A 24,431-nucleotide genomic window follows, 5' to 3' on the forward strand; every position below is an offset into this window, starting at 1 on the left:
CTTTATTGCGTTTTTGTTAATTTTTTTGTGCTCTGTGTTTGTGTTGTTGCTAATGCGATATCGTTAAGCAAGGGGTACTTTTCAATCGTTTTACGATTTTTTTCAACATCAACAATTTCAACATAATCCGTTTCCTTGCCGCCAAATTGGCGTAACAGCTTTTCAATATCGTATTGAGTTAAGGTGTGTGAATTTTTTACTGCAAAGTCATTCATCTAAAAAAACCGTTATGAGAAAAATTAGCTTAAAAATGTTTACGATCCATGGACATAATCTGCATTATATATAGAATAGCGTTTAAAACTAGTACTAAAGTATCTTTTTTAAGGGTTTGTTGGTGCCTCATTTAAATATTACAGGACTAAACGGAGCTTTCTCTGAGCTAAAGCGAGGCGCAAACTATGCTTTACTTGCCCCGCTAGATAATCAGCTATTAGAGTTAACAAGGCATCTTTTAACCAATCATAAAGACTCGGTTTTTTTGCTTTCTGAACAAGTCGAATTATTTTTCGAAGGAGAGGGAAGCGAGTTATTATTTACCTTGTTCGAACAAGGGGTACTTCGCCCTTTCCATTTACATCATAATGAGAATGTATCAAAAAGTTTGCATTTTTCCCGTGGTGTTATTAACGAAATAAAACAGTATGAGCAACTGAAAAACAGTACGGTTATCGTGCATGTCGATTCAGAACATTTAGTCTCTTTGAACGAACAGCAGCTTGGTGAAAAACTCAAGCTCTATGTTGCTTTGTCACAATCAAAAAATGTCACTTTAGTGTTTTTAATGTCAGGTGCTTATGTCAGTGAATTAAGACGTCAGTTATTAGCCTTAAACCGTTTCTTTGATGGCCTTATTTATATAACTCAAGAGGCATCAATTCGCACTCTTGAGTATGATTATTGGTGTCATAAAGAAGGAGTTATCGCTGGGCGTTCGGTTAATTTACAGCTTCATGATGGTCAACTTGCATTAGTTGAGGTAGAGCAAGAGGCTGATGATAAGTCGCAAGCAACGGAGCAAGACTTTGATGAAGACGAGGTATGGCTAACTCGCAGTGCTGTACCTGAGGGTACAAAGCTACCCGTGTTTTATAAAATAATTGATGATAATGATGCTCTTTTTTCTAAAGGGCTTACCAAAAAATCAGCGACGTTAGTTTTTGCAGTTACCCGATACACTGATTTAAAAGCGTTAGCCAAAGATTGCTTCTCTCTTCGAAAGAAGTGTGGTCGCCGACTGAAATTAGTAATTCAAAATGTTGATGGCATTATTCGTCACCAGGACGAGTGCTTATTTTTAACTTTAGGGGTTAACCTTATTTTATATAGTTATTCTGAGCCTTCGCGTTTACTGTCACAAATTCAGTCAATTCAAGGGTTTCAGTTTACAAGGCCACTACCGAAATCTATTGATGATGTTCTAAAATATAGTGAAAATGTATTGGCTAAAGGTTATTTGCCTCCAGATAAATTCGTACAGCAGGTTGCCAAACATAGTGACTCAGCCGCCAATCTGGGTGTAAGTGGCGTGCTTGTTATGTTGCAGCTTTTACCGCGTATTGATGCCATACACCCATTACATTTATTTCATGTAAAACGCGAAGGGGATATTTTTAGTTTTGCTGATGGCACGGTTTACCTTTATCTACATGCTTGTCGAGAACACGATGTGGAAAGTGCGATTAAACATTTATTTAAATTACAGGTAAGCGACTTTTTTATGTCAAAAAATGTCATTGCTGATCATTTTTATATTCAGCAAGAATGTCGCCGCATGCAACGTCATTTTGCTGATACCGAAATAACCGACTTTACCCAGCAATTACAAGAAAATGTAAGTTATATTTTTGATACAAAAACAGCAGATATTGCAAATTTAAATACAGAGACACCGGAATTTAAAAAAGTGATTCGACCTATATCTGAGCCAGTAAAAGTGACCTTAAAAGGTGAGCTATCATGAGCTTAAACCAGTTTTTTATTACTTTTATCATCGCAATGTTAATCGGCATTTTGTTGAGTAATACAGGTAAGGTATTGTTTAATAAAGTAGTCGTGCTCTACCGAAAACTAACATTTAGGCATGTATTATTAACGCCCTATACGCCAAAACGACACAAGAAGGATAACAAGTGAGGCTTTCAGGATTAGGTATTTGGAATTTATACTTTTTAGTTAAGTTTGTTCTGTATAGCCGAGGTGATATTTCTTTTGATTTATTTGCAAACTTAGCATTTTTTGCTTTTCTAGCTATCTCTTTTCAACATGTTTGGTTGTCTCGTATCAAACACGCTATGAGTGTGGTGGTAGGAGTGGCCTTGTTGTATCACGACTCATGGTTGCCCCCGATTTCTAGGCTCACCAAGCAAGCTGGCAATGTACAAGACTTTAGCATCGGCTACTTTTTTGAGATCACAGCGCGCGTTGTTAGCCTCGATATGATTTTTGCGCTCTTTGCTTTAGTGGTTTTTTATTGGTTTACTGTGAAGTGGTTGCGTTACACCAGTATTTCAATAATTGGCTTTATGTATGCGTTTTGGTTAGGTGGGGCTGTTACGAGTGATGAGGTTACAACTCAAGTTGCAAGCAATAACCAAACTACAAAAAAACAAGTGCCCGTTTTAGTTTCTGATACAGCAAAACAAAAGACACCGGATCAACAGTTACAAGACTTTTACCAGCAACAGAATTTACTACAAAGCCAGTTTCCTGACGTATTTAATGGTCAGCCATTTGATGTTGTTGTGCTCAATATTTGTTCTTTAGCGACGGCTGATTTAAATGCAATTGGTGTTGAGCCACGGAACTTATTTGCTGATTTTGATATTTTGTTTAGCCAATTTAACTCAGCAACGTCGTACAGTGGCCCTGCGGCAATTCGTTTATTACGAGCAAGTTGCGGGCAAACAAGTCAAGAGCAACTATTTAAACCTGTTGATGAGCAATGTCAGCTATTCACTAACCTTGCTGAGCTTGGCTATAAAACCAGTGTGGCTCTTAACCACGATGGACATTTTGATGACTTTATAGGTTTGATCAGGCAATACGGTGGTGTCTCTGTGCCAAAACTGGATTTTAGCAAATTTAGTGCTGCGCAATATGGCTTCGATGGCAAACCGATTTATTCTGATGCGGATATACTCACTAATTGGTTGAAAAAGCAAGGTTCGAGTGAGCAGCCTAGGGCTCTTTATTACAACACCATTAGCTTACACGATGGCAATCAACTTGCTGGTCGTGAACGTATGAATAGCTTTGAAAGCTATCCGCTTAGACAACAGCGCTTATTTAATGACATCGATAAGTTTATAACTGAGTTAAAAGCGCAAGGTCGAAATGTAATGCTGGTGGTTGTGCCGGAACATGGGGCTGCCTTACAGGGTGATAAACTACAATTCTCTGGTTTGCGCGAAATTCCGAGCCCTTCAATAGTTTCAGTGCCAACTGCGGTTAAATTCATCGGTCCTGATATAAAGCATGATGGGCTGAATGTCGTTGATGAAACAATGAGTTACTTTTCACTGTCAGAGTTAATCAACAATACGATGAAGCTCGATTTGTTCACAGGTACGGTACCCATTAACCGAGTGCTTGATAATTTACCAACTTCAGCCAAGGTCGCCGAGAATGAAGATACGGTAATGATGTATATAAAAGGGCAGCCTTACATCCAATTAGATGGTGGAGAATGGACCAAGTACCCGACTAATTAAGTTATTTGTCCAAAATTGTTTACAATAGACTACCCAGCTGCAGGGAGTTAGCGTATCATTCTCATACTATAGGTTCCCGTTTTTTGAGGATGTAATGCGTTTAGATATCCACTGTGCTGACCGAATTGGTATCGCACAAGAGATTCTCAATATCTTGGTTAGTTACCAAGTTGATTTAAAAGGCATCGAGGTAGATTCGGTTAATTGTCGAATGTACGTGAGCTTTCCGCCTATTGAGTTTGAACAATTCCAAAAAATTATGCCATCTATCCGTTTGATAGATGGCGTGAAAGACGTTCGTACAACTGCATTTTTACCTTCTGAGCGAGAGCATAATGAGTTAAATACATTACTACGTGCATTGCCAGACGGTGTGATATCTATTGACGCTAAAGGCTGGGTGCGTTTATGTAATGATGCTGCGTGTCGCGACCTGCAATTATCTGAAAGCGAAGTTATTGGTGCTAACATCAATAACTTACTCAAAGGCTTTAACTTTACGCGTTGGTTAGAAGGTAAAGAAGTTTTGGGTCAAACAACCCGAGTTGAAGTAGCTGGCGAAGACTTTATTGCCGATATTCTACCTATTTCAGTACCACAAGGTGCTGAAGGAGATGTATTAGCCGGTGCAGTTATCAATATCAAATCACAAAGTCGCTTAGGCCAACAAGTCAGTGCGTTCCGTCGTTATGGCCAAGAAAGTTTTGCAACCATACATAACTTTAGTACTGCAATGCGCCGTGTGGTTCGTGAAGCGCGTAAAATGGCACAACTTGAAGCGCCAATCCTGATTACTGGTGAAACAGGTACAGGTAAAGAGCTACTTGCTCGTGCTTGTCATTACGCATCAAACCGCTCAGTAAAACCGTTTATCGCTTTGTCGTGTGCTTCGTTGCCTGATGATGTCGCTGAGTCTGAACTATTTGGTTACGCAGGCTATGAAGAAAACGCGGCACCAAAACGCGGCGTTTTAGAGCAAGCTGATGGTGGCACAGTATTTTTAGATGAAGTTGGTGAAATGTCGACTCAGCTACAAACTAAGCTACTACGTTTTTTACAAGACGGTACCTTCCGAAAAGTCGGTGATGAAAACGAAGTAAAAGTAAATGTGCGTATTGTTGCCGCAACACAAAAAGATTTACCAGCGATGGTGCAAGAGGGAACATTTAGAGAAGATCTCTATTACCGAATTAATGTTTTAACTTTAGAAATAGCCCCATTACGTGATAGAAAAGCTGATATTGGCCCGTTAGCAGAGCACTTTATTCAAAAGTATGCCCAGCAAAATGGTCATTCTGTGCCTGTGATGTCTGAGGATTGTTTACGCTTTTTACAAGATTACCCATGGCCGGGTAACGTGCGCCAATTAGAAAATGCGATATATCGTGCTGTGTCGTTGTTAGATGATAACGAATTGCGTATTGAGCACCTGCAGTTACCAACGTTTACTCATGATCTAGGTTATCTCGAGTCTGATTTTGAAGGAACCTTAGACCAAGCGGTAAAACGTTTTGAGGCGACTTTACTTCGTAAGCTTTATCCTGCTTATCCAAGCTCTCGTCAGCTCGCTAAGCGATTAGGTTTGAGCCACACGGCAGTAGCAAATAAGCTTCGAGATTACGGTATTAACCGTAAGACAGTGAAGGTTTAATTATAAAGCTCAATTAAGCAAAAAAGGCTTAGGTAAAACCTAAGCCTTTTTCTTTTCGGTTAAAAACTATTGTTTGGTACCCATATCTTTGGTGACACCATCAATAGCGATATTTTTAATACCCTCATCGTCGAACTTGATCACAATACTGATGTTATTACGGGCAAAAAAGTAATCGCGGTTATCTAGACTAATAATGTAATCACCTTTTACAGAGTCGCTAAACTTGCGCTTTTCAAGTTTTAGGGTGTGATCAGCAATTTGCCAGTTGAAACCTTCAATAAAGCCATTATTGAATTCTTGCACCCACACTTGTTCCTCATCTTTACTGAGTGTAATAGCCACAGAATATGATTCTGGCAGGGACATGTCATAGCTTTTATCGCCAATTGTGAACTTTTCAGCATCTTGTTGCCAAGCAAAACCAAACTTAAATGCTTTCTCAACACCCGTTGGGTATTTTAAAGTACCGTCACCTGGAAAGTTGAAGTCAGCAAATGCTGAGCTGGTGAATAAGCTTGCACTGAACAAAGTTACCAAACTAAATAATTTCATTAGGTTATTCTTTTTTTATACTAATATATGCACAGATTAGAGCAGAAAATTCGCCTTAGCAATATGCTGTGATACACTTTGTTCATTATCAACTGGTTAGACCTTTGCCGTGAACCTCTATTTTCGACTTATACTACTGTTTTTTAAAATTAAACGTAATCGTGATTATCAACAATTGTTAGACACGATTGATATTGAATTTAAAGCGTTACCAACCGATTGCGATATCAATTTTCATCTAACTAATTCTCGTTATTTAGCGATGATGGATCTTGCCCGTACTTGGATGACTGAGCGAGTAGGCTTGTTAAAGCACATAATGAAACGCCGTTGGTTCCCAATCGTTAATGCAACTGCAATTACCTACATACGCGATATTAAACCAATGCAAAAGTACACAGTCAGTACGCGTTTAGTTGGTTGGGATCATAAATACTTTTACATTGAGCAAAGGTTTCACTCTGAACGAGGCCTGCATGCTATTGCTTATGTACGTGGTGTATTTAAACGTAAAAAAGGCGTTGTAAGTGTTGAAGAGATGCTTGAAGTTGCAGGCTTTAGCGGAGTTGCACCTATTTTGCCAGCAGAAGTGATGCACTGGAAAGAAATGTTAGAGCAAAAGAAGCTCACTAATAAGTGATACCTAAGATTAGCTAAAAAAAATGCCAGCTAAGCTGGCATTTTATGGCTTTAAACACAGTTTACTCTGCTGCGCAAACTGCTTCACTAACAAACGTTAAATCGTTTACATGTGCTGGACCATCCATTACGAATGTCGCTTCAGCGGTGTTTTGATCTAAGGTGTAGATTTTTGCATTCTCGCCGCTTTCTCTACCTGAAATATAAATTGTACCGTCATCAGCAATCGCAATACCTGACGCCCAATTAACACCGTGCTCACCGATTCGAGTTAATTCAAGGTTACCTTCGTCGACTGTGTAAAGTGCTTGACCTGTTAACACGTAAAGTACGTTGTAATCACTTGAATAAGCGATGTCGCCGTCTGCAAATGTATCGCCTTCATACGATAGTTTACCTAATACCGTTTTTTCACCTGTAGTTAGGTCAAAATCATACATGTATGTTTTGCTTGTCGCACGTAAAGACAGACCATCCGCAGTCACTGTTGAGCGATAAATAGGGAATGATGTCGCATCTGCAACTTCAGCTTGCGTATCACTGGCTAAATCTAGGCTATAGATTTTTGACGCTTTGCTGCTTTTATCAAGTTGCTCCATGAAATAAAGCACACCGTCATTGCTAGCAATATTTGATGCTGTATTGCTCAGGCCTGCAACTACAGTTACAGCGCTTGATTCTGGATTGAAGTGATATACATAGCCTTCAGTTTCAGAGCCAAAGTTATTAATACCGTATAAACCAGTAGTAACAGCGCAAGGCTCAGCAACTTCAGTAACAACTACATTGTCAATAAATGCACCTAATGAATCTGATGTACCGGCACCTGCAAAGCTTAGTAATGAGCTGGCACTGTCAGCTTCAACAGTAAAGCTGTATTTAGTCCAACCTTGAGTGCTGCTATTAACAACTGCTAATGACTCGCCATTCCAAAAAACTTCAGCTTTATTTGTTTCTTCATTGCCAACTACACGCGCAGAGTAATAAAAGCTTAATTCGTACTTTTTACCTGCAGTTGTAGCAAGCGCTTGTGTGATGCTGTAATTAGATCTTGAATCAAGCTCAATGTGCTGCTCACCATCTTGTGCTGGAACAATGCCAAGTTTATTCGTTTGAATTTCAAACCTAGCGTTACTGCTACGAGTCCAACCTGGAATTTCGTAAAATAACTGCCACTTACCATTGTTAGCGGTAATTGTATCTGTATTTTCGAATGATCCGTTTTCTACTAAATTTGTGCCAGCCATTGCAATACCTGATGCAATAGCTAAAGGTAAAATTGCTAGTTTAGTAACCAAGCTTTTCATGACACTCTCCGTTATGTGGTTAACATAAAATTAATACTGAATAGTATAATTTTACTGCTTTAAATGGCTTTTGTTCAATTAAGGAACAAGCCGAATCTATAGTGATTTTACATTTATTCGTTTAACTTTATGATTTATAAAAGCTTGTTTTTTGATCGGAAATTTCTGATTTTTCAAGATTTTTTTATAGCTCAAAAAAACCAACCCCGTAAGTATTGGGGTTTGGTTTTGGGTCTAACCCTAAAGTTAGTCTTGATTTGACTTGTTCGCGAACCATCCAGACTTTTGATTGCGACTAAGTTTACCGAGTAGCTTAATCGCTTTTTCTAAAGTGATACGCTGATCTGCAATATCGCGATAAATTTGGTTTGCGCGCTTTTTCCGTTTTACTGCAGCACCGGCATCTAAAAATGATTCAATTAGTTGATTGAAGTATTTCACAAGTAAGGCTTGTTGTTGCTCCTGCTTTTGGTTTGATTCATCTTCTTCAAGTTTTTCTAAGAGGCTAGATATTTCAGCCTGGCAAAACTCATTTTGCGCAAGGTGAGTTTTCTTTAAAGTTGCTAAATGTTGTTTCATATAGTCTATTTCGATGAGATTGAACGAAACAATCATATTTAAGTTTGTAAGTGCGGTACGAAACTCTTTAGCTGAACACTGTTCAGTAAATAAGTGACGTATGGTTTGATGTATTTTCTGCCACTGTTGCCATGCGTACACGTAGTTTAAACCCGCACCTTTTATGTTTTGCATGCCTACAATAACTTGATGCGTATTTGGCAGAGCTAAATCGGCGGTTGAAATAGTAAGTTCATCGGCAGATAAGTTACTATTTTCATGGACTGTTATTTTAGACTTAGTAATAGTTAATAGGCGCTCTTTTATTTCATTTGCATTTTCAGCTATGTTTTCTTGTAAAGCTGCAAGCGCATTTCGTTGAAAGTGGTGGCGGAAATAACTCAAAATAACACCTACTTGTGAGTCTAAAATATCTCCGAGAATTTCTTTTACGCAGGCTTTATTGAGTGTTCCTTCACTCAGCGACATTAATTTATCTGCATTGGTTTGCCCATATGCATGGACAAAGCGGGCATGGAGCTGCTCTGCAGTTAATAAGTTCAGTTGTATCAATAGGCTTTCAAGTTCTTCAATATCATTATTTTCAATGAGCTTATCAATTCGCTCTGTTAATGCATTAATAAAATAACTATAAAAGCCATCTACATTACTACCTATCACTACAATTCGGTCAAACCTTAAGTCATTGCTCAAAATATTAGCGAATACTTTCGAGCGAGCGACACGATCATTACGGTTATTAATCAATGCAATGACTTGTGTCTTAGGGCAATCATTGAGCTCATAAAGACTGAGTCTGCGCCAATTCTCAAGCGTTGCTAAGCGCTCATTTGCCGACATACTATTTACAAAAGATTGCTCTATAGAACCTATTGGTGCCCGAGGAAACTGTTGTAATACGCCGATGTCAGGAATAATTCGCGCAGAGGTTTCTTTAAAGACATAATCTTTGCTGAGGCCAATGTGTTTTGCCATCTTACAAACTAAGGCAATATTTGCAGGATGCTCTTGATATGGATAAAGAGCTCGAATATCTTCGGTAATTTGTAGGCCATCAGCCCAATGGACTTGAATTAAATTTGAATTCTTTTGCTTCGCATTCGCCTCAAGTATAGGGGTCATGTTTTGCTCGCTGGTGAATACTAAGCTGTTTTCACCAATAAAATGGCTTGTTTCATTAGCAACATCGATACCTGTTGGTCCTAAAATGTCTTCATGATCCGGATAGGCGTTAGTGATAGTTGAAAAGCTATCTTGCATCCAGTTGCGCAAAATTCTCACATAACGCGGAGTTAAGCCCATGCATTCCCATAAAAAAACATCCGCATTAACATTTTTGGCAAAGTGTAAAACGTCACTTTGTTCCCAAATGCTGGCTTTATCAAAGGGTCTAAATAGAGGAATTTCGAACTGTTCACCACTGGCTCGGGCATAGATCATGGTCGCTTCACAGCCTGTGGTTTTACTAACAACTTTTAACGTGAGGCTACTAAAAAGTGCGGCTTTTAAGCGCTCAGTTCCTGACTTTCCTCGCGTTCCCCAACCACCAATTGAAACAGGGATCTGTGCTCTATCAGACTTTATTTGACGACTTATTTTCAAATGCCTTGCCCAAAAGTAGGCAATAAAGCTGAGCACAAAGAATATAAGCTGGCCTATGCTATTTTGGTAAATTGAATACGCATACTCTTTAAAGCTTGACCATAGATTAAAAAGAAATGGTGTAATTGCGAGTTTGTTATATAAACTACTGATACTTGTTTCTACCGGGAAGTTTGTATCAAGTACGCTACCATACGGCTGAAAATCAAGTGTAAACCCTTTACTTTTTAGTATCTCTAGAAACTGTTTTTGTTCAACTTCTGAGCCATTTCTCAGTTCGTTTAATTTTTCATAGTTAAACGATATCCAGCTATAGCAGTAAAGCCTTTTAAATAGGCGCTTCGGTGGGGTCACTATAAGAATACCATCCGGTGTATAGGTTTTTGCTGGCGTTTTTAGGTTGTCTTGAGAAAGGCTGCTCAAAAGAAAGTCGAGTAATGGCAAGTGTTCACGAGCACTAAATTGCTGTTCATCAAAGCGTGGTTCGCCAGGGACTTCTGTTTGACTAATTTCAGCCACTGTACTACTAGGTACATGCATATATGCACTTGGTTTTCTTGCATGCATGTGGTTAAAACTCTGGCGTTTATCAGTACTCGGCGTTTTGAATTCATGCCAAAGTCGCCAAAAACGAAAGCCTCGCTTGTAGCCATATTGTACTTGCCATGATTTCTTTCGCGCACTGACATTGTAGGCTTCATAATTTTGCGCTTGATTACTTAATAACCTGCCGAGTAACTGCTCATTCCAATCAGCTAAATCTAGGTTTTTTTGGGCGCTCAGGTCAACTTCAAGTTGTGCTACTTGCTGCTGGTGCATAAAGCTGACAAGTTGTTCTCGTACACGGCTGATAATCCGACGAATAGCGAGGCTTGGCTCATCTTCTAGGCGCTGATTTAAAAATTCCACAAATGATTTAAATAAACTATTAGCTTGCTGCTCTGTATGGCAATCCACTTGCAGATTAAACAAAATGCGAGGACTTAACTCGAGTAATAAGCGCTTTTCAGCAAAGCTAGCCGTTACTATTAACTGTTGTTGCCAAACTTTGAATCCTTGCTGATGCTCACTGAAACGTGGATCGGCTAATTGCTTAATCAGAGTTAACCTAACAGCTTGTTGAGTCTCATTTTGTAAGCCTTCTAAAATAAGCTGTTGCGAGCATGGCCATGGCAACACAGCACACTGCTCATAGACACTTTGCCTTACTCTTGGGTAGCGATGTTTGGCGAGTAAAAATAATAGTTTAATGTTAACCTCACTGAGGTTAAGCTGTTTGCTAAGGATGCCAGCAAAGGCACTGAGTAAAAATAACTGCCTTCGGTCAATTTGCTCATTTTCAGGTAGCTCTAAATCAATATGAGAGCGCATATAGTAGCGTGTGAATGTTGGCCTTAAATTAATTAAAATTTCTAAGATATCGACTTTTGCAGCATGCGGGGTTGTTATTTTTTCAAGAGACTGTAGTAAGTTTTCTACTAATTCGGCATTAAACTCAGGATCATCTACATATTCACTTATTAGCTGCACTTGGTTTGCCAAAGCGCGAAAAATTGAGTTGCGAATGGCTTCATTGTCAGTTTTTTCTAATAACGACAAGAAAAAGCTTTCTAAATTTAGAGTCAGCCATGATTGCGCAATTTCGTCAGCGTGGCTACGTAAATAGCGATTCGCTAAATCCCCAAGTTTACCAATTAAAAATTTCAGTGATTGTTCAAGCTCAGAGGTTTTATCTTGATAGCGATTAATCATCGCACCTTCATCAAACCAGCGCTGAAAAGCCTCTTGATCTTTTTTTAGCTGCAGTCGGTCTGCCCCTAAAATGTATGCGTAATCAAGAATGTGAAACTCACGTTCTGCTTTTAACTCCGCATGGCTCAAACGCTCTACAAAACGGCGATGGTCGGTATCAAGTTTAAGTAACTGATTCTGCAAGGTTTCAATCTTGTGAGTAAGGAAAGCAATCGCTTGTAATAAAAGCCAGTCATCTTCATCGTCATCGTCAGGTTGATTTTTTATCAGCTCCCATTGGCTTAATTCATCAACAAGTTCATGATACTTCTGACGGTATAAGTCTAGCCAAAAACTAGCTATATCAGCAAATAGCAAGGTTTCTAGGCGTTGTTTAAGTTGTTTACTGCTCATAATCACTGTGCTCTAGCAAATGGTTAAGTTGAAGTGCAGGGAAAATAATTTCATCATGAGCAAAAGGTGCAAAGCCGGTGTGCTGGTTATTACCTGATGAAAACTCGAGACTAATATTATGATTGTTCCAGACCCAGTCTTGCTGCCAGCTTAGTTTCAGCCAGCCATTTGTAAAACTGCCTAAATTGACTTGTTTTTGCCACGCAAAGCGAGTGATGTATTGCCATGTGGCTGTAGCTCTATGCTCATCGGCAAAGCGATAGTAGCTATCTAAACCAACTTGAAAAATGTGGCCACGATAATACTGATTCCAGCTTGAGTTGAAACGTAAGTAGTCTAGACTTATCCAGTCATCGTTAGAGCCAGAGGAAACACCAAAGTTAAGGTAGTTATCAACCCAAGGTTGATAACGGTACTGGTAATAACTCAACCAGCCAGGTGCATGATTTTCACGGTAGAAGTTGAAAACGCTCGAGTTTAGTTGCTCATCGGCTAAGTAATCATCAAGGTCTGCGCTGCTATAGCGAATGTAAGGCGTTACTTGCCATTGGTGACGGTGCACAGTATCGCGCTGCCAAGACTGACCAATACTGATACTTGCATCTAATGCATACTGTAAGTCAAAACTATCATGGCTTGGCTGCCAACGTGTGTTGATTTGCGTGTCGATATACCATGGGCTGTTTTCATCTTGCCAAGAATGGTAACCATTTAGGGCAAAAATATCAGCCTGGTTATCGCTCATAGAGTAATAGCCCTCTAATTGATACCAATGGTGATCATCATTGAGGCGTAAGCGGGCACCTATATCTATTTCTTCACGGGCAGGTATATCTTCGGCACTTTGGAAAATTGTTTGTTGATCGTAGCGAATAAATCCCTGCCAATTTAACTCGTCACTATGTAGGTTTATCTGCTTATTGATAATAGAAGGCTTTTCTGGCGCTTGATAAGTGACCAGTTCAGGCAACAGGGTTTTTGCCTGTGAGTAAGGTGAAATTTTATTGCTTTGCTCACTTAGCTGCCAGCTATACAAACGAACGTATTGTAATTTATCTGCAGTCACTTCAACCTTACCCGCAGGGTGGAAGAAACGTCTTTCTGTTCGCTTAAACTCATTCATCTGTTCTAACTTAATGAGTCTGTCAGCAGGTAATTTGGCCATTAAAGGCGTATCAGGTGTCACTGTGTAAAAGAGTAACGTTGTCGGCAGCTCTAGGTGTTGCCAGCGACCTGTAACATATTGTTCAGCTTCAATTGTTAGATGCTGCGATAGATACGGGTTCAGCCACCTGACAGAAATGATGTTGTTATCCAATTCACGTTTGTTAAATGTGAAAGGAATGCTTTGCTGCTCTGTGACTGACCAGATCTTTTGATCATTTGCTAATTGTAATGACAGGTTAGCAACATTTGCACGAGCCAATTCAGCAGTAGAAAAGTTAAATTTAAAGCGAATTTGTTGCCCTTCAGTTTGTGCTAAATCAATGTTTAATGTGTGGAATGGGCGCAGCAGTATGCCTTTATTGGAGCCTGCCTGTGTATTAAGCAATGTAAAACGATCTGCAAAGCTACTTTGTGCTGTACTTTGCATGTCAAATAATCGCGTACCAGCAAAGTCGAGCAAACTATCTAATGGCTGCCATTGACCATAACTTTCTATTCTGTTTTGTAAAAAGGTCGACTTAGAATCCGCATCTAAGGTTTCTAAGCGCTGAAGAAGTTGTGTGTATTGGTTATTGGTAAGGCGCTTTTTACTAAGTAAATAAAGCCCATTTAATAAAAGTTCGGCTTGTGTAGCGTCTGCAGAGTAGATAAGCGACATAATATCATTTGATGGGGATTTATTTGCGGCATCAGACACATAATCGAACTGACTAAATATAGAGTCTGGAATGAAACTCACATCAAGATAACTCGTATGGTCAGCTGTTATTTTTAGCGCTTCACCAGCTTTAAGGCGAATTACTAGTGTGGCTGCAATTGAGGCCGCTTGTTGGTTTTTAACAAACAAAGTAGTGGCGGGTATATCACTAAAAATAGGCATGAGTTTATGCTGATATTGACTCTCAGCCATAAGCCAAGCGGTTTGATACTCACCGTTCTGCTTGGCTGCTGTGCGAGCCTTAATAACTAAATTAATAGGTGTTTGGGCTGTAAAGTGCCATGGCATTGTTTGTGTGATGACAGTCTTTTGATATTTCCCCTGGCTGTTAATAAAGGTTTCTTGCATACCTGCTTTTACTAAATAACGCGCTTCATCAATGAAGGGAGGGGCACTGAGAGTTTGATAGTTAAGCGCTTTAAAGCTTTCAGATACTTTAGTTGGCACAGTTGATGAGTGAGCCAGCCACGCAGCCAATCGATGTTTTTGCTGTTTTACCGCTAAATTAATCAAAACTGGCGGGCACTCATTTATGGTTGTTAAGTTACCTGCACACAGTGCAAATAGTTTAATATCTTGACGTTCTGTTTGATAACTATCAATCAAGGCTTTTGCTGCAAATTGCTTCAGCTCTAATTGCTGTGTACTTTTGTATAGGCCCTCTAAATAACTATTGGCTAAGTGGAACTGTTGCTGTTTACGTAAAATTGCGACTCTAAGTTGCCAAGCTTGTTTAGCAATTGTTGTATTCGCATTTTGGGTCAGAGGTTTTAAAAATGCTAAGGCATCGAGAGGGGCGCTATTAGCTAAGTCTTTCGCTGTTAATAATGATTGTTCGGCATTAAATGCAGAGACGTTTTTACGTGCTGGCGCGTAGGGCTCGATGGCCGCTAAATAATCAGCATGTTGTTTGTGTAGGTCATCTGCAATCAGTTTTGATATCGCAGGGCTTATATTCTTAGCATTAACTGCTTGTTGATATATCACTTCGTCGCTGGGCAGATCAGCAAGCGTTCTTGCATACAGCGCAAACTCAACTTTATTTGATTGACTACTTAAGCTTTGAATTGTTAACGACTGACTGCTCAGTGGCACAGAGATAAATAATGTTTGAAAGTCATTTGTTGCTTTTAGGTTTACTAACCAACTATTTTCACCTGCAGATAGTTTCAATTGGCTGTCTTTAGTGCTCCTTGCAATTAAAGTTAACCAAGGTGTTGCACGTTTTTCACTAGATAAATCAAATAGCTGTGCAGATTGGCTTAAAGTGGTTATAAGGCGGAGCTGTTGATTTATACGCGGATAAAACTGATCGTCTACTAAGCGTTGCTCAGCGAGTTCAGTAACCATACTATTTTGAGACTCAACTGCGTTCAAAGTGCGATAACTACCCTTAAGCTGAGATTGCCCAGTCATCATAGATAGCAAGTTGGTACGGCGTTTTAGGGCAAGTGAGTTATTTGCTTTAAATACATCATCACTAAACACCTGCAATGAGTGGTCGCGATAAACCGCTGTAATGGCATCATCAGCGATTTGATACCAGTAGGGTAACAGTAATTTTTCTTGTTCTTTTTCTGCAGCATTATCATCATAAATTGCGCGGTGACTTTGCTCCAGTTTGATAAATGCATCGGTTTTACTTTTTATCGTTAAGTATTGTCCGGCAGCGATAGCTAGGTACTCAGTATTTTCAAGGCCTAACGACTGTTCTTTATATTCTAATGCTTGGCTATTAATGGTATTGATTTTAGCAACCAATTGTTTATCGAGATACGCATAAACAACACCTTTTTCATCAGGCTGTTGCATATTTTGGCGAACAGATAATTTAAGCTTTTTTGCCGCCGAGAAAAACAAGGTGACTTCGTCATTTTTGCTTAGTTGATAATAACGTTCACTGCCATTGCGGTTTTTAGTTACAACTGAGGGCTTAGCAAGCGACAAAGCTCGTCTAAAGCTATCTACATTTTGTGGTATATGGCCAATCATAGCGCTGAACGTGGCACCCTCATCTAGGTGATTTTGGATGGCGACAATTCGGTTATGGCCCATAGCGGGGAGTTGGCATCGCTTCGTATCGCATAATAAATCGCGATGCACTTGTAGGCGTTGTTGTATGTATTGCGTATTCCCCGCACTAATAATGAATTTATTAAGAAGCTCAGGGTCAATGTCTAGCCAATGTCCTTTAGGAAGCCAAAGATAGCGATGTTGCTTGGCACTAAAGCTCATATCTTGGCTGGTGGTATAGGGCGCGAGCTTTGGCGAAGTTTGCAGCCAATTTGCGGGCTCAAGAACACCTCTATTGGTATCAACAGCGTATGCAGGCTGCATTGAAAGCAGCAGTAAAATAATAGCAATTATGAAGTAAGGCATTGGTTAAACAACTTAAGTAGCTGGTTATTAGAAACTAATCGCTCACGCAACTGGCGACTTAACTCGATATGGAAAAACTGACTGTTGTTAGGAGCCAGCGATACAAGAATATTGGTGGTGCCTCCAAGTTCTTTAACATCAAGGCCATAAACCATAGCTGTAATATCTAGCTGTTCATTTAAACAGGCTGTGATTGCAATCGTCCGCTTGCTAGGTATTGCATGACCATTACTTATAATTGCATCAGCTTTTTTACCCTCAGGAGTCTTCCTTTTTTCTTTTGCGTAACCATGGATCTGATAAATCGAAAATGACTCAACATGTTCAGAGTATGCAAGAATAAAGGTATTACTCGCGCTTGGTTTATACTTACCAAAGTCAATAAGTTCTCCATGCTCATCACGGTCGTTGCGGTGTTTAGTGTTGCTTAAAAATACTTGGCAGTGTGCATATAGTGCCTTTGCAATAGTATGTGTGTGTTTGTCATAAAAGCGATGTGGTGCATAAGCAATGCACTTTTCACCTTGCTGTTTATAATGAATTTCACCACCGGAATTTAAAGATTCATTTGCAAATAGAGCACCTTGGTTGACATTAAAGTGTGTGGGAGTCTGTTGCTGATCAACAAGCCATAACTTTAAGCTCAAGGTAAGCTCATTTAAACTAGGTGTTGCGTGGCATGTAGATACAAAGAGCCAAACTATAATCATCATTATTTTAGTTTTCATGGTTCCACCACCTTACTTTTTGCTCCTGCAAAGGATATTCCTCAAGTATAGAAACCCACACCGTGTCAGTTGTTTGCAGTGTTAGGGAATGTAATTCAGCAATGTCATTAGTGATTGTTTGAGTAACGCTAGGATAGCTTGTTAACTGACTATTTTTTGGGTGAATTAAAAAAGCATCGAGTAATGCCGATTGATGTAGCATAAAGCGTTGTTTAGCGATGCTGTATTCACTGGTCAGCCCAGACTTGTAGTCAGCATTTTGTGTAAGCGATAACTCAACAGGTTCGCTGCTATTTGCACGAAACACTTTAAATACTACGCTCATAGGGCGCTGTTGCTTTGTGAAATCAAGTGTCAAAGGGGTGTATTTATCAAGCTGGTAAATACGTTGCTTTATCCATGGGCGCTCTCCATACCAATTTTGATAAATAGTTTTCGCCTGTGACTGTAATTGCTGTAATGCCTCAACCGATAGCTCAGACATCGCGACTTCTTTGCTGCTTTTGTTAGTTAAGCGATAAACTAAACTATTGTCCTCAGAGTCGTCATAAGGTGCATAGTTATTTTTGTTATATAAGCCAAAGTTAAACACCTGCGGTGGTAACTTCGGCATAAAATAGCGATCAGGACTTAACACTAAAGCGACATTTGATAATGGCAGCCTTGCAAAGAGCTCTTTAGATTGATAAAAAGTTGTCACTAAATCCGGCTCTTTCGGCGGAGTAAAAGTACGGATATTAGTAAAATGTGCTAGCTGCGTTAACTCATAATGATTTGCAGCTCTTTGTTCATACCAAGCGGCAATATCGTAAAAACTATTGATTGGCTCGGGTAGATATTGATGAGAAATTGTTCGTTGATAATTGAAATCTGCTAACCGAGATTTTAATCGAACGTAGACATCTTTTTCAGCGCTAATTTTCAGATGATGAGCATTATCTGGGGCACGTAAATAGTAACTATTGAGCATACCGACACGCTGTCTTTGAGTTGTATCGGTGATCAATCGGTCGAAGTCTGACACTTCACCTTTTAAAGTCACGGTGTAATCTTCTATTGCTAGGTTACGTTCATCATAAATAACCACGTTAAGCTGACTACTTTGCAATGCACGAACGTCAATATTGAGATTGCTATTTGGCTCTATATCAAAATCTACACTGGCAAATTCATTCACCAAATAGCTGCCTGCATAACTCGTTAAAATTGGTGTGCTTGACGCTGTTCGCCAATTAGTCAGTAATGGCTCTTCACTACAAATGGTGACTAGGCCAGCATCAATAAGCTCTGTCTGATAGCTATTTTTGCTATCGGTTGGAGATACACTAATGGGTATTGGCGCCTTGAACTGATGCTTATCATACCAAGTTAGCGATGGTAATAACTGCTCTGAGTTGACGGTGAAAATAAGGCTGTCAGTCACATCAAGTTTAATACTGGCACACAGGCCAAGTTCAGTGTAATAAGCGCCTAAGTCATGCTGCTGCATGCTAAAGTCATAAGTAGTGACATTGTAAGGTAGCGTTTCATACAAAATGTCAGATTTAAAGTCGATACCAGGGATCCCTTGAGGTGCAATTTTTTGCCACCAAAATGCCATCGCATTACTAATTTCAGCGCTGGTTAGCGTGTTTTCACCCATAGTTAAATAGTCAGTGGCACGTCTTCGCCTTTCTAGAGGGCGTTTAAGCCAACTGTTGAGTGGGTCGATATTTTTCTCAGGAGTTTTTGCATGAACACGGACAACCACGCCTTGTAGTGATTTTTCTTCTGGGATCAGCGTTAAATCAAGGCTTTTGGCATTTGGATAATGAGTGATTGGCAAATAAAAAGACTGTCCAGAAGCAACGTTTAGTGATTGTTTATTCTCTATTATTTGTTTGATCTGTTGTTCTTCACTATTGTTAACTAGCTTTGAAGCGTGATGGTAAATTTTATCTAAAATCACATTACCTTTATCGTCATAAAGAACGTATTTAATTGCGTAATTGACCGGTAATTCAAGAAACACAGATTGGTCAAACACGGCATTCGAGAGAATTCGTAAAGAATGAGTTCGCTGATTAGAAAATGTAAATCGCAGTGGCTTTTCGCTACTTAACCACTGTACATTAGATCGCGTTTCGGTATTGCTACGTGCATCCACGGGCTCTGCTGAGTCTAGCCACACTAAAAAGCTGCGCCCTGCAAAAAATATAGCTAAAAGTAATGTCAAAATAAGTAATAGGGCGAATAAGCGTTTAATTAAATACACGCTGACCTCCTCCCATTAGCAGGTTAAATGCTTTTACATCAATCAGTTGATTGTTTGTCGGGTTATAGATCGCAAGGATGTTATTGTTCTGCTTTATCATTAGTGCGAATTTATCAAGGTGTTCCAGCTTGATGGTTTGTAAACTACAAGCGGGGATTTGGAAGCAAAAATCTCGCAATGATGTGAGACGCTGATTAGCGACATAGTTATTTACAAGGGTTTGTAGCTGTTGGTTCTTGTTTACATCCAACGGTTGCCAGTTAAATGGTGATAGAGTGGCAAGGTTTATTACCTTAACCTTAGAGTTACTCGAAATGGCTAATAAACGCTGTAATACACTACTTTGATCCATCGAAAACTGTTGTTTAAAGTCTGAAGCGAGCCACAAGGTTGCCAGCTCACTATTGGCATTAAACTGCTGGTAACCGGATTGCGGAGAGCTACCAATCTCGAGACCGCGAGTGGCTTGTTGCCCCATGACTGTTTGATAATTGACACCTAACGCATTGAGTTCATTGTCAATCTGCTTCATTAATGGGATCGCTGTATCGCTTATTTGTGTTGTTGAGAATGCGATTGCATTTGGACGTATCCATGAAGGTGCGCTATGGCTGCGAATTTGAATATTCAAGCTAGGCTGGTTTTGTGTAAATCGTAAGAAGCTTTGGTGAATAATATTGAATAAAGAATCAACATTATCTGCAGCTAATACATTTGCTTGTGGATGTGCATAAGGGTGCGCTCCTGCAACGAGTAGGTTAGCAGCGTTCGACTTAGCAAATAACTCACTGGCAAAGCTTAACGTATTACTTTCAAATAAAGGTCTAGGGACACTTAAGGTAATTGCTTCGTGCTCGGTCAAATTAAATAGGAATATGCCTTGGCCTTGTTGTAATGCAGCAGGAGTATCTAGCGGGCTCAGCAGTAAATAACGGCCACTGTTGTTTTTCACAAGTCTTAATTGATAGCTCAAAAGCTGTGCGGTGCCATTAATTTGTTTTAGCTGATTTAGCATATCTTCAGTCAGCGCATCATTACCAATGCGAGCAATCAGCTTGTAAAGTGGCGTTAAGACTTCAAACTCCCAAAGTGCGACCTGACTATTAGAAAGTGGTAGATAGTCAAAACTGCCTTTTTTGCTTATGTGAGTCGAATAAATATCAACTATTTGATTAATTTCTTCATTTAATTCATTCAACTGTAGATTACTGTAATTGAAATTATCACGGTATATACTGGCTAAAATATTGGTGTAATTATCACCATCTAAAAACATTTCGAACATTGAACCAGAAAAGCTTGAAGAAGGTAGGCTGCTACTCGTTGCCGTGCCAAAAGAGGTTGTTTCACTGCCGACAAAATCATGTAACTCGCGTTGACTTACTGAGCTTGGTAATTGGTTATAGATCCAATATTGGTTGTTTGCATGTGTTGTTTTGTCTGAAAACAAAGTAGCAGTATGGCGGTTGGCCTCTCGAATTTGCAATATCTCTGTACCTTCTAATGCAGAGATAAACGCCAGATAAAATGGGCTTTGTTGATTTTCTTTCGCTAAGGTCTTTTGTGGTGTTTTACTTGTACCAAATACCAAAGCTTTACTTTGTAGCTGTTCGAAAATCAGGGCCGCAGAATCACTGGCTAAACTTTCAGTAATTGGAAATGGCACGGTGACTAATAAAGGGGTTTTAGGTTGTTTGTTTAAAACAAACAGTCCGCGTTGCCTATCTTCAATTGTATCAATCAGATAAATATAGTTTTCATCACCTTGCAGTAAAAAGCCAATGCTAGAAAATAAAGCTGAGAGCTCTGCGGTATCTTGCTGTTCAATGATTGCCTTATTAAGCTGATAAACAGCATACTTAAACTCAGCAACGGCTTGATTTGCTTTATAACTACTTACACTAACTTTATTACTACGACTGGTATAAAGGTAACTTTTATACTGACTAACTTGCTGATTAAGCGTAATAACATGCTGAATTTCAGTTTCGGGTTTAAGGTTCGGCTTAGATAGTATCGAAGGAATTAGCATAACAATAAAGCCAACGATAATGGCAAGTACACCACCCACTATCGAAGTTTGTAATGTTGCTCTGACGACAAGACCTAACGCGTTTTTTTGATAAATCTTTAAAGCGAGTAAAGTCGCTAACATATAGCCAAACGCGAAAGTATCGGTCACTTTTATGGCAGGGAAATACCAGACCACAATGTAGTTAAGAATCAGTTTATAAATAAAGCCGATAGTGAAGAACAGCATCAATAATCTGGCACCTTCAATATTGGCGTGTCTAAGCCTAGTAAAGTGAATAAGTGACCCGCCAATGGCCAAAATAATGGCTGTTTCAGCAAATGAAGTTAGTAATTTACTCGGTTGTGTAAGTTGCAGGGCAAGAAGTGCTGGTAGCATGATACCGTTAAACTCCCAGCCGTACTTAATATTCGCCCGAGAGGCAAGAAAAGCGGTAATAACTAGGATGATATAGGCTTTGGGAGCCGCAATAATCGACGCAGCTACTGCTTCGTACATAATACCCAAGTTAGCAATACTAAAGTTTGTGAAAGGCATGAGCACAAAACGTACGAGAATAAAGGTAATAAGTAACTGAATAAAGGTTACTTTTAAGCCATATTTAAAGCCTCCGTTCCACATTACATTAGCTGTTAAAGCGATAATGATCAGACCAAGAGAGTAGAGCTGTGAAGCATAATCAAAGGTGATATCCCAGCGACTTAATTGGTTTGCAATTAACGGCCAAAACAAGGTATCCATACATACTCGAACTAGGATACTTATCAATATGATGGCAAAAAAACGATCACGACCAAACATTTGGCTATAGCCAAATTTTTCCATCATATAATGTGCGCTGAAACGCATTAAGGCATAAACAACAATAGCTTCAATGATAATAACTGCCGCAGAGGTCGGACTAATTATTAACAAAGGAACGATATAACCGGGTACTACAAGGCCAGTTAATGGAAAGCCGAAGCGTAAGTTAAGTAAGCATACAACTGCAGTGCCTACCCAAACTGTTGTAATAACAGATTGACCAAGGCCACTACCTGCAGGGAAGAGTGCTAACACAAAATCCATTAACCTTGCCCCTCATTACGAGCTACATGGTTATCGATAAATTCAAATAATATACCTGATACTTGAAAAGGCTCACCGGATGCCGCTTGTGAGCTGTCAGTGTGTAGGGCTTTAATATTTAAGGTATAGTCTTGTTCGCCAAACTTAGCTGGTAAGGCTACTTCTGCTTTGTTTAGAGTGATATAACGCAATTTCCCTTTAGCAATTTCAGCGTCTAAATCACAGCTCTTGCAAAGTAGGTCTAGTGCCGTCATTTCAAAAATCGCAAGTTGGTGCTGCTTGGCAAATTGTTCAAGGGATGCGTTTGTTTGAATTACTTGACCAAACAAATTAAATAAAACAGTGGCAGAGCGGGTGTGATTAAACACCATTTCTAAGGTTGTTAGCTTTTGCTCCATTTCATTAATAGATTGTTTAACCTGCTCACTAATCGGCTCATGAAGCTTTAAGGTTAGTAATTGATTTAATAAGCTATTGTTACTCGCTTGAGTCGTTTTAAATATATGATAATGGAAAAGCAATTCAGCAACTTGAGCTGCGAATTTATTGACGTTTTTTTCAAACGCTTGCTGATTGAAGTATTTGTTGGGGATAACAGATAGTGCCCAAAAGCCGCGGACGTCACCGGCATAAACCAAGGGCGCCATAAATTCGATTTCACCTTCTTTAATATGTGTAAAGAAGGGGCGGGTAATTTGTACAACCCCTAATGATTTTAACGCTTTGCTGTAAGGAGTGCGCTTGTAATCACGGCGCATCTCTTGAATATCATCTAAATTACAATTAATCGCACGAATTTCAACAACACGATGATCGTCTTCTTTTCGAGCAAGGAAAATTGATTTTTCTAAGTCTAGCTGCTGGCTAATTAATTGAATGATTGGATCCCACGGCGAGGCTTGCTCAATAAAGCTTTGTGGGATAAAACGGCCCATCATTTTTTGCTGAATATTGTTCACAACAGTGTTCAGCTCGTTATCTTCAGACATCTTTCGAACAACAATCACCCAAAATAAGGTGATAAATGTCAATACTATGTATTGTCCGATCGGGATGAAAAGTTGACTAAATTCAATGAAAAAATAGCCCAATAAGCACCATAGCAGCACGCTATTTAAGGCAATAATAAAAGAATATATGAGCGACAGTTTTTGAAAGCTAAAAAGCAGTACAAAAACAAGCGCAAGCTCAATAAAAATAGTCAGTAAGCTATTCAGTTGTTTTACAGTCGTTTGTTTATCAATACTGTCAGCGAGATAGGCTATCAGTAATAAAGGGTCATTTAAGCCGTCGACTTTTGGGGCATGAATAAAGACATTAAAAGCGGCCGCTTTTTGACCAATGATAATAATCTTATTTTCAAGTTGCTCACTCATTACGTCAACATTTAGCACCCGTTCAGCACTAAATTTTGGCAGCGCAGTGACAGCTAAATCAAAGTCAATAAGTTGTACGTGTTCTGCATCATAATTAAATATCTGCTGCCAAATACTTTTGCATTCAAGCTCATTTGATTGAGGAATGCGCATTTGATAAGTAGCCCAATTATCAATTTGTGGTACGCAATATTCTCCCTCAGCGTATGGGTAATAGACATTTTCTAGTTTTGGTGCGACTAATGTTTCATTAGCCAGCACTACAATCGCGCGAGGTTGATAACCAACCAAGTTTTCAACGAGTTGCTGGTGGTTGTCTGTTAAGCGGTCGCTGGTAATAAGTACAACATTAGTTTGTTGAATGTGACTTAGTGACTCTAAATTTTGATAGAAAAAAGCATTGCTCGCCTGAAAGAGGTTGAACATATTGCTTAACAAGACCACACAAAATAAGCTTAAGGTAAGCCAAAATGCGCGCAAGTTTTTTAAACGCAACAATTGTTGAACAGCAGACACAT

General features: G+C 39.4%; 13 protein-coding genes. 4 read left to right on the plus strand and 9 right to left on the minus strand.

Translation table 11 applies throughout. The features are described from left to right. Positions 1-2: 2 nt before the first annotated feature. A complete protein-coding gene (gene bcsR, locus MTF66_RS13495) occupies positions 3-215 on the minus strand; it encodes a BcsR/BcsP family cellulose biosynthesis protein (RefSeq protein ID WP_055021463.1) in 213 nt (70 codons plus the stop codon). 122 nt (positions 216-337) lie between these two features. Here bcsR and bcsE point away from each other — a divergent pair, with 122 nt between their 5' ends. The 3 genes from bcsE to tyrR all read left to right on the plus strand — a co-directional run bounded on the left by bcsE (position 338) and on the right by tyrR (position 5,364). Next, positions 338-1,963, plus strand: coding sequence for a cellulose biosynthesis protein BcsE (bcsE, locus tag MTF66_RS13500; protein ID WP_248527455.1), 1,626 nt, complete (start codon positions 338-340; stop codon positions 1,961-1,963). A 169-nt stretch (positions 1,964-2,132) separates the two neighbouring features. Beyond that, positions 2,133-3,713: a cellulose biosynthesis protein BcsG gene (gene bcsG, locus MTF66_RS13505; protein WP_248527456.1), complete on the plus strand. Its 1,581-nt coding sequence runs from the start codon at positions 2,133-2,135 to the stop codon at positions 3,711-3,713. Between the two features lie 94 nt (positions 3,714-3,807). Beyond that, positions 3,808-5,364, plus strand: coding sequence for a transcriptional regulator TyrR (gene tyrR / locus MTF66_RS13510; RefSeq protein ID WP_054561931.1), 1,557 nt, complete (start codon positions 3,808-3,810; stop codon positions 5,362-5,364). 66 nt (positions 5,365-5,430) lie between these two features. Here the strand turns inward: tyrR and MTF66_RS13515 are convergent, their stop codons facing one another. Further along, positions 5,431-5,919: a hypothetical protein gene (locus MTF66_RS13515; protein ID WP_248527457.1), complete on the minus strand. Its 489-nt coding sequence runs from the start codon at positions 5,917-5,919 to the stop codon at positions 5,431-5,433. A 109-nt stretch (positions 5,920-6,028) separates the two neighbouring features. Between MTF66_RS13515 and MTF66_RS13520 the strand changes: the two genes are divergently transcribed. Beyond that, a complete protein-coding gene (locus tag MTF66_RS13520; RefSeq protein WP_058585488.1) occupies positions 6,029-6,559 on the plus strand; it encodes a thioesterase family protein in 531 nt (176 codons plus the stop codon). Positions 6,560-6,620: 61 nt separating this feature from the next. Here the strand turns inward: MTF66_RS13520 and MTF66_RS13525 are convergent, their stop codons facing one another. From MTF66_RS13525 to MTF66_RS13555, 7 genes are all read right to left on the minus strand, one after another. Then, a complete protein-coding gene (locus tag MTF66_RS13525; protein WP_248527458.1) occupies positions 6,621-7,865 on the minus strand; it encodes a DUF642 domain-containing protein in 1,245 nt (414 codons plus the stop codon). Between the two features lie 246 nt (positions 7,866-8,111). Beyond that, positions 8,112-12,191, minus strand: a complete 4,080-nt coding sequence (locus MTF66_RS13530) for a poly-gamma-glutamate synthase PgsB (protein WP_248527459.1) — start codon at positions 12,189-12,191, stop codon at positions 8,112-8,114. Further along, complete coding sequence (locus MTF66_RS13535) at positions 12,181-16,455, minus strand: hypothetical protein (protein WP_248527460.1); 4,275 nt, start codon at positions 16,453-16,455, stop codon at positions 12,181-12,183. The genes MTF66_RS13530 and MTF66_RS13535 overlap by 11 nt, the downstream gene beginning before the upstream one ends. Further along, entirely contained in the window at positions 16,440-17,183 is a 744-nt protein-coding gene (locus MTF66_RS13540) for a hypothetical protein (RefSeq protein ID WP_248527461.1), read from the minus strand. The genes MTF66_RS13535 and MTF66_RS13540 overlap by 16 nt, the downstream gene beginning before the upstream one ends. Continuing rightward, entirely contained in the window at positions 17,173-19,437 is a 2,265-nt protein-coding gene (locus MTF66_RS13545) for a hypothetical protein (protein ID WP_248527462.1), read from the minus strand. Before MTF66_RS13545 ends, MTF66_RS13540 begins: the two co-directional genes overlap by 11 nt. After that, positions 19,424-22,537, minus strand: a complete 3,114-nt coding sequence (locus tag MTF66_RS13550; protein ID WP_248527463.1) for a poly-gamma-glutamate biosynthesis protein PgsC/CapC — start codon at positions 22,535-22,537, stop codon at positions 19,424-19,426. Before MTF66_RS13550 ends, MTF66_RS13545 begins: the two co-directional genes overlap by 14 nt. Next, the gene (locus MTF66_RS13555; RefSeq protein WP_248527464.1) at positions 22,537-24,429 is read right to left on the minus strand and encodes a hypothetical protein; all 1,893 of its coding nucleotides are present in this window, start codon (positions 24,427-24,429) and stop codon (positions 22,537-22,539) included. The genes MTF66_RS13550 and MTF66_RS13555 overlap by 1 nt, the downstream gene beginning before the upstream one ends. Between the last annotated feature and the right edge of the window lie 2 nt (positions 24,430-24,431).

Source organism: Pseudoalteromonas sp. 2CM39R (assembly GCF_023161845.1).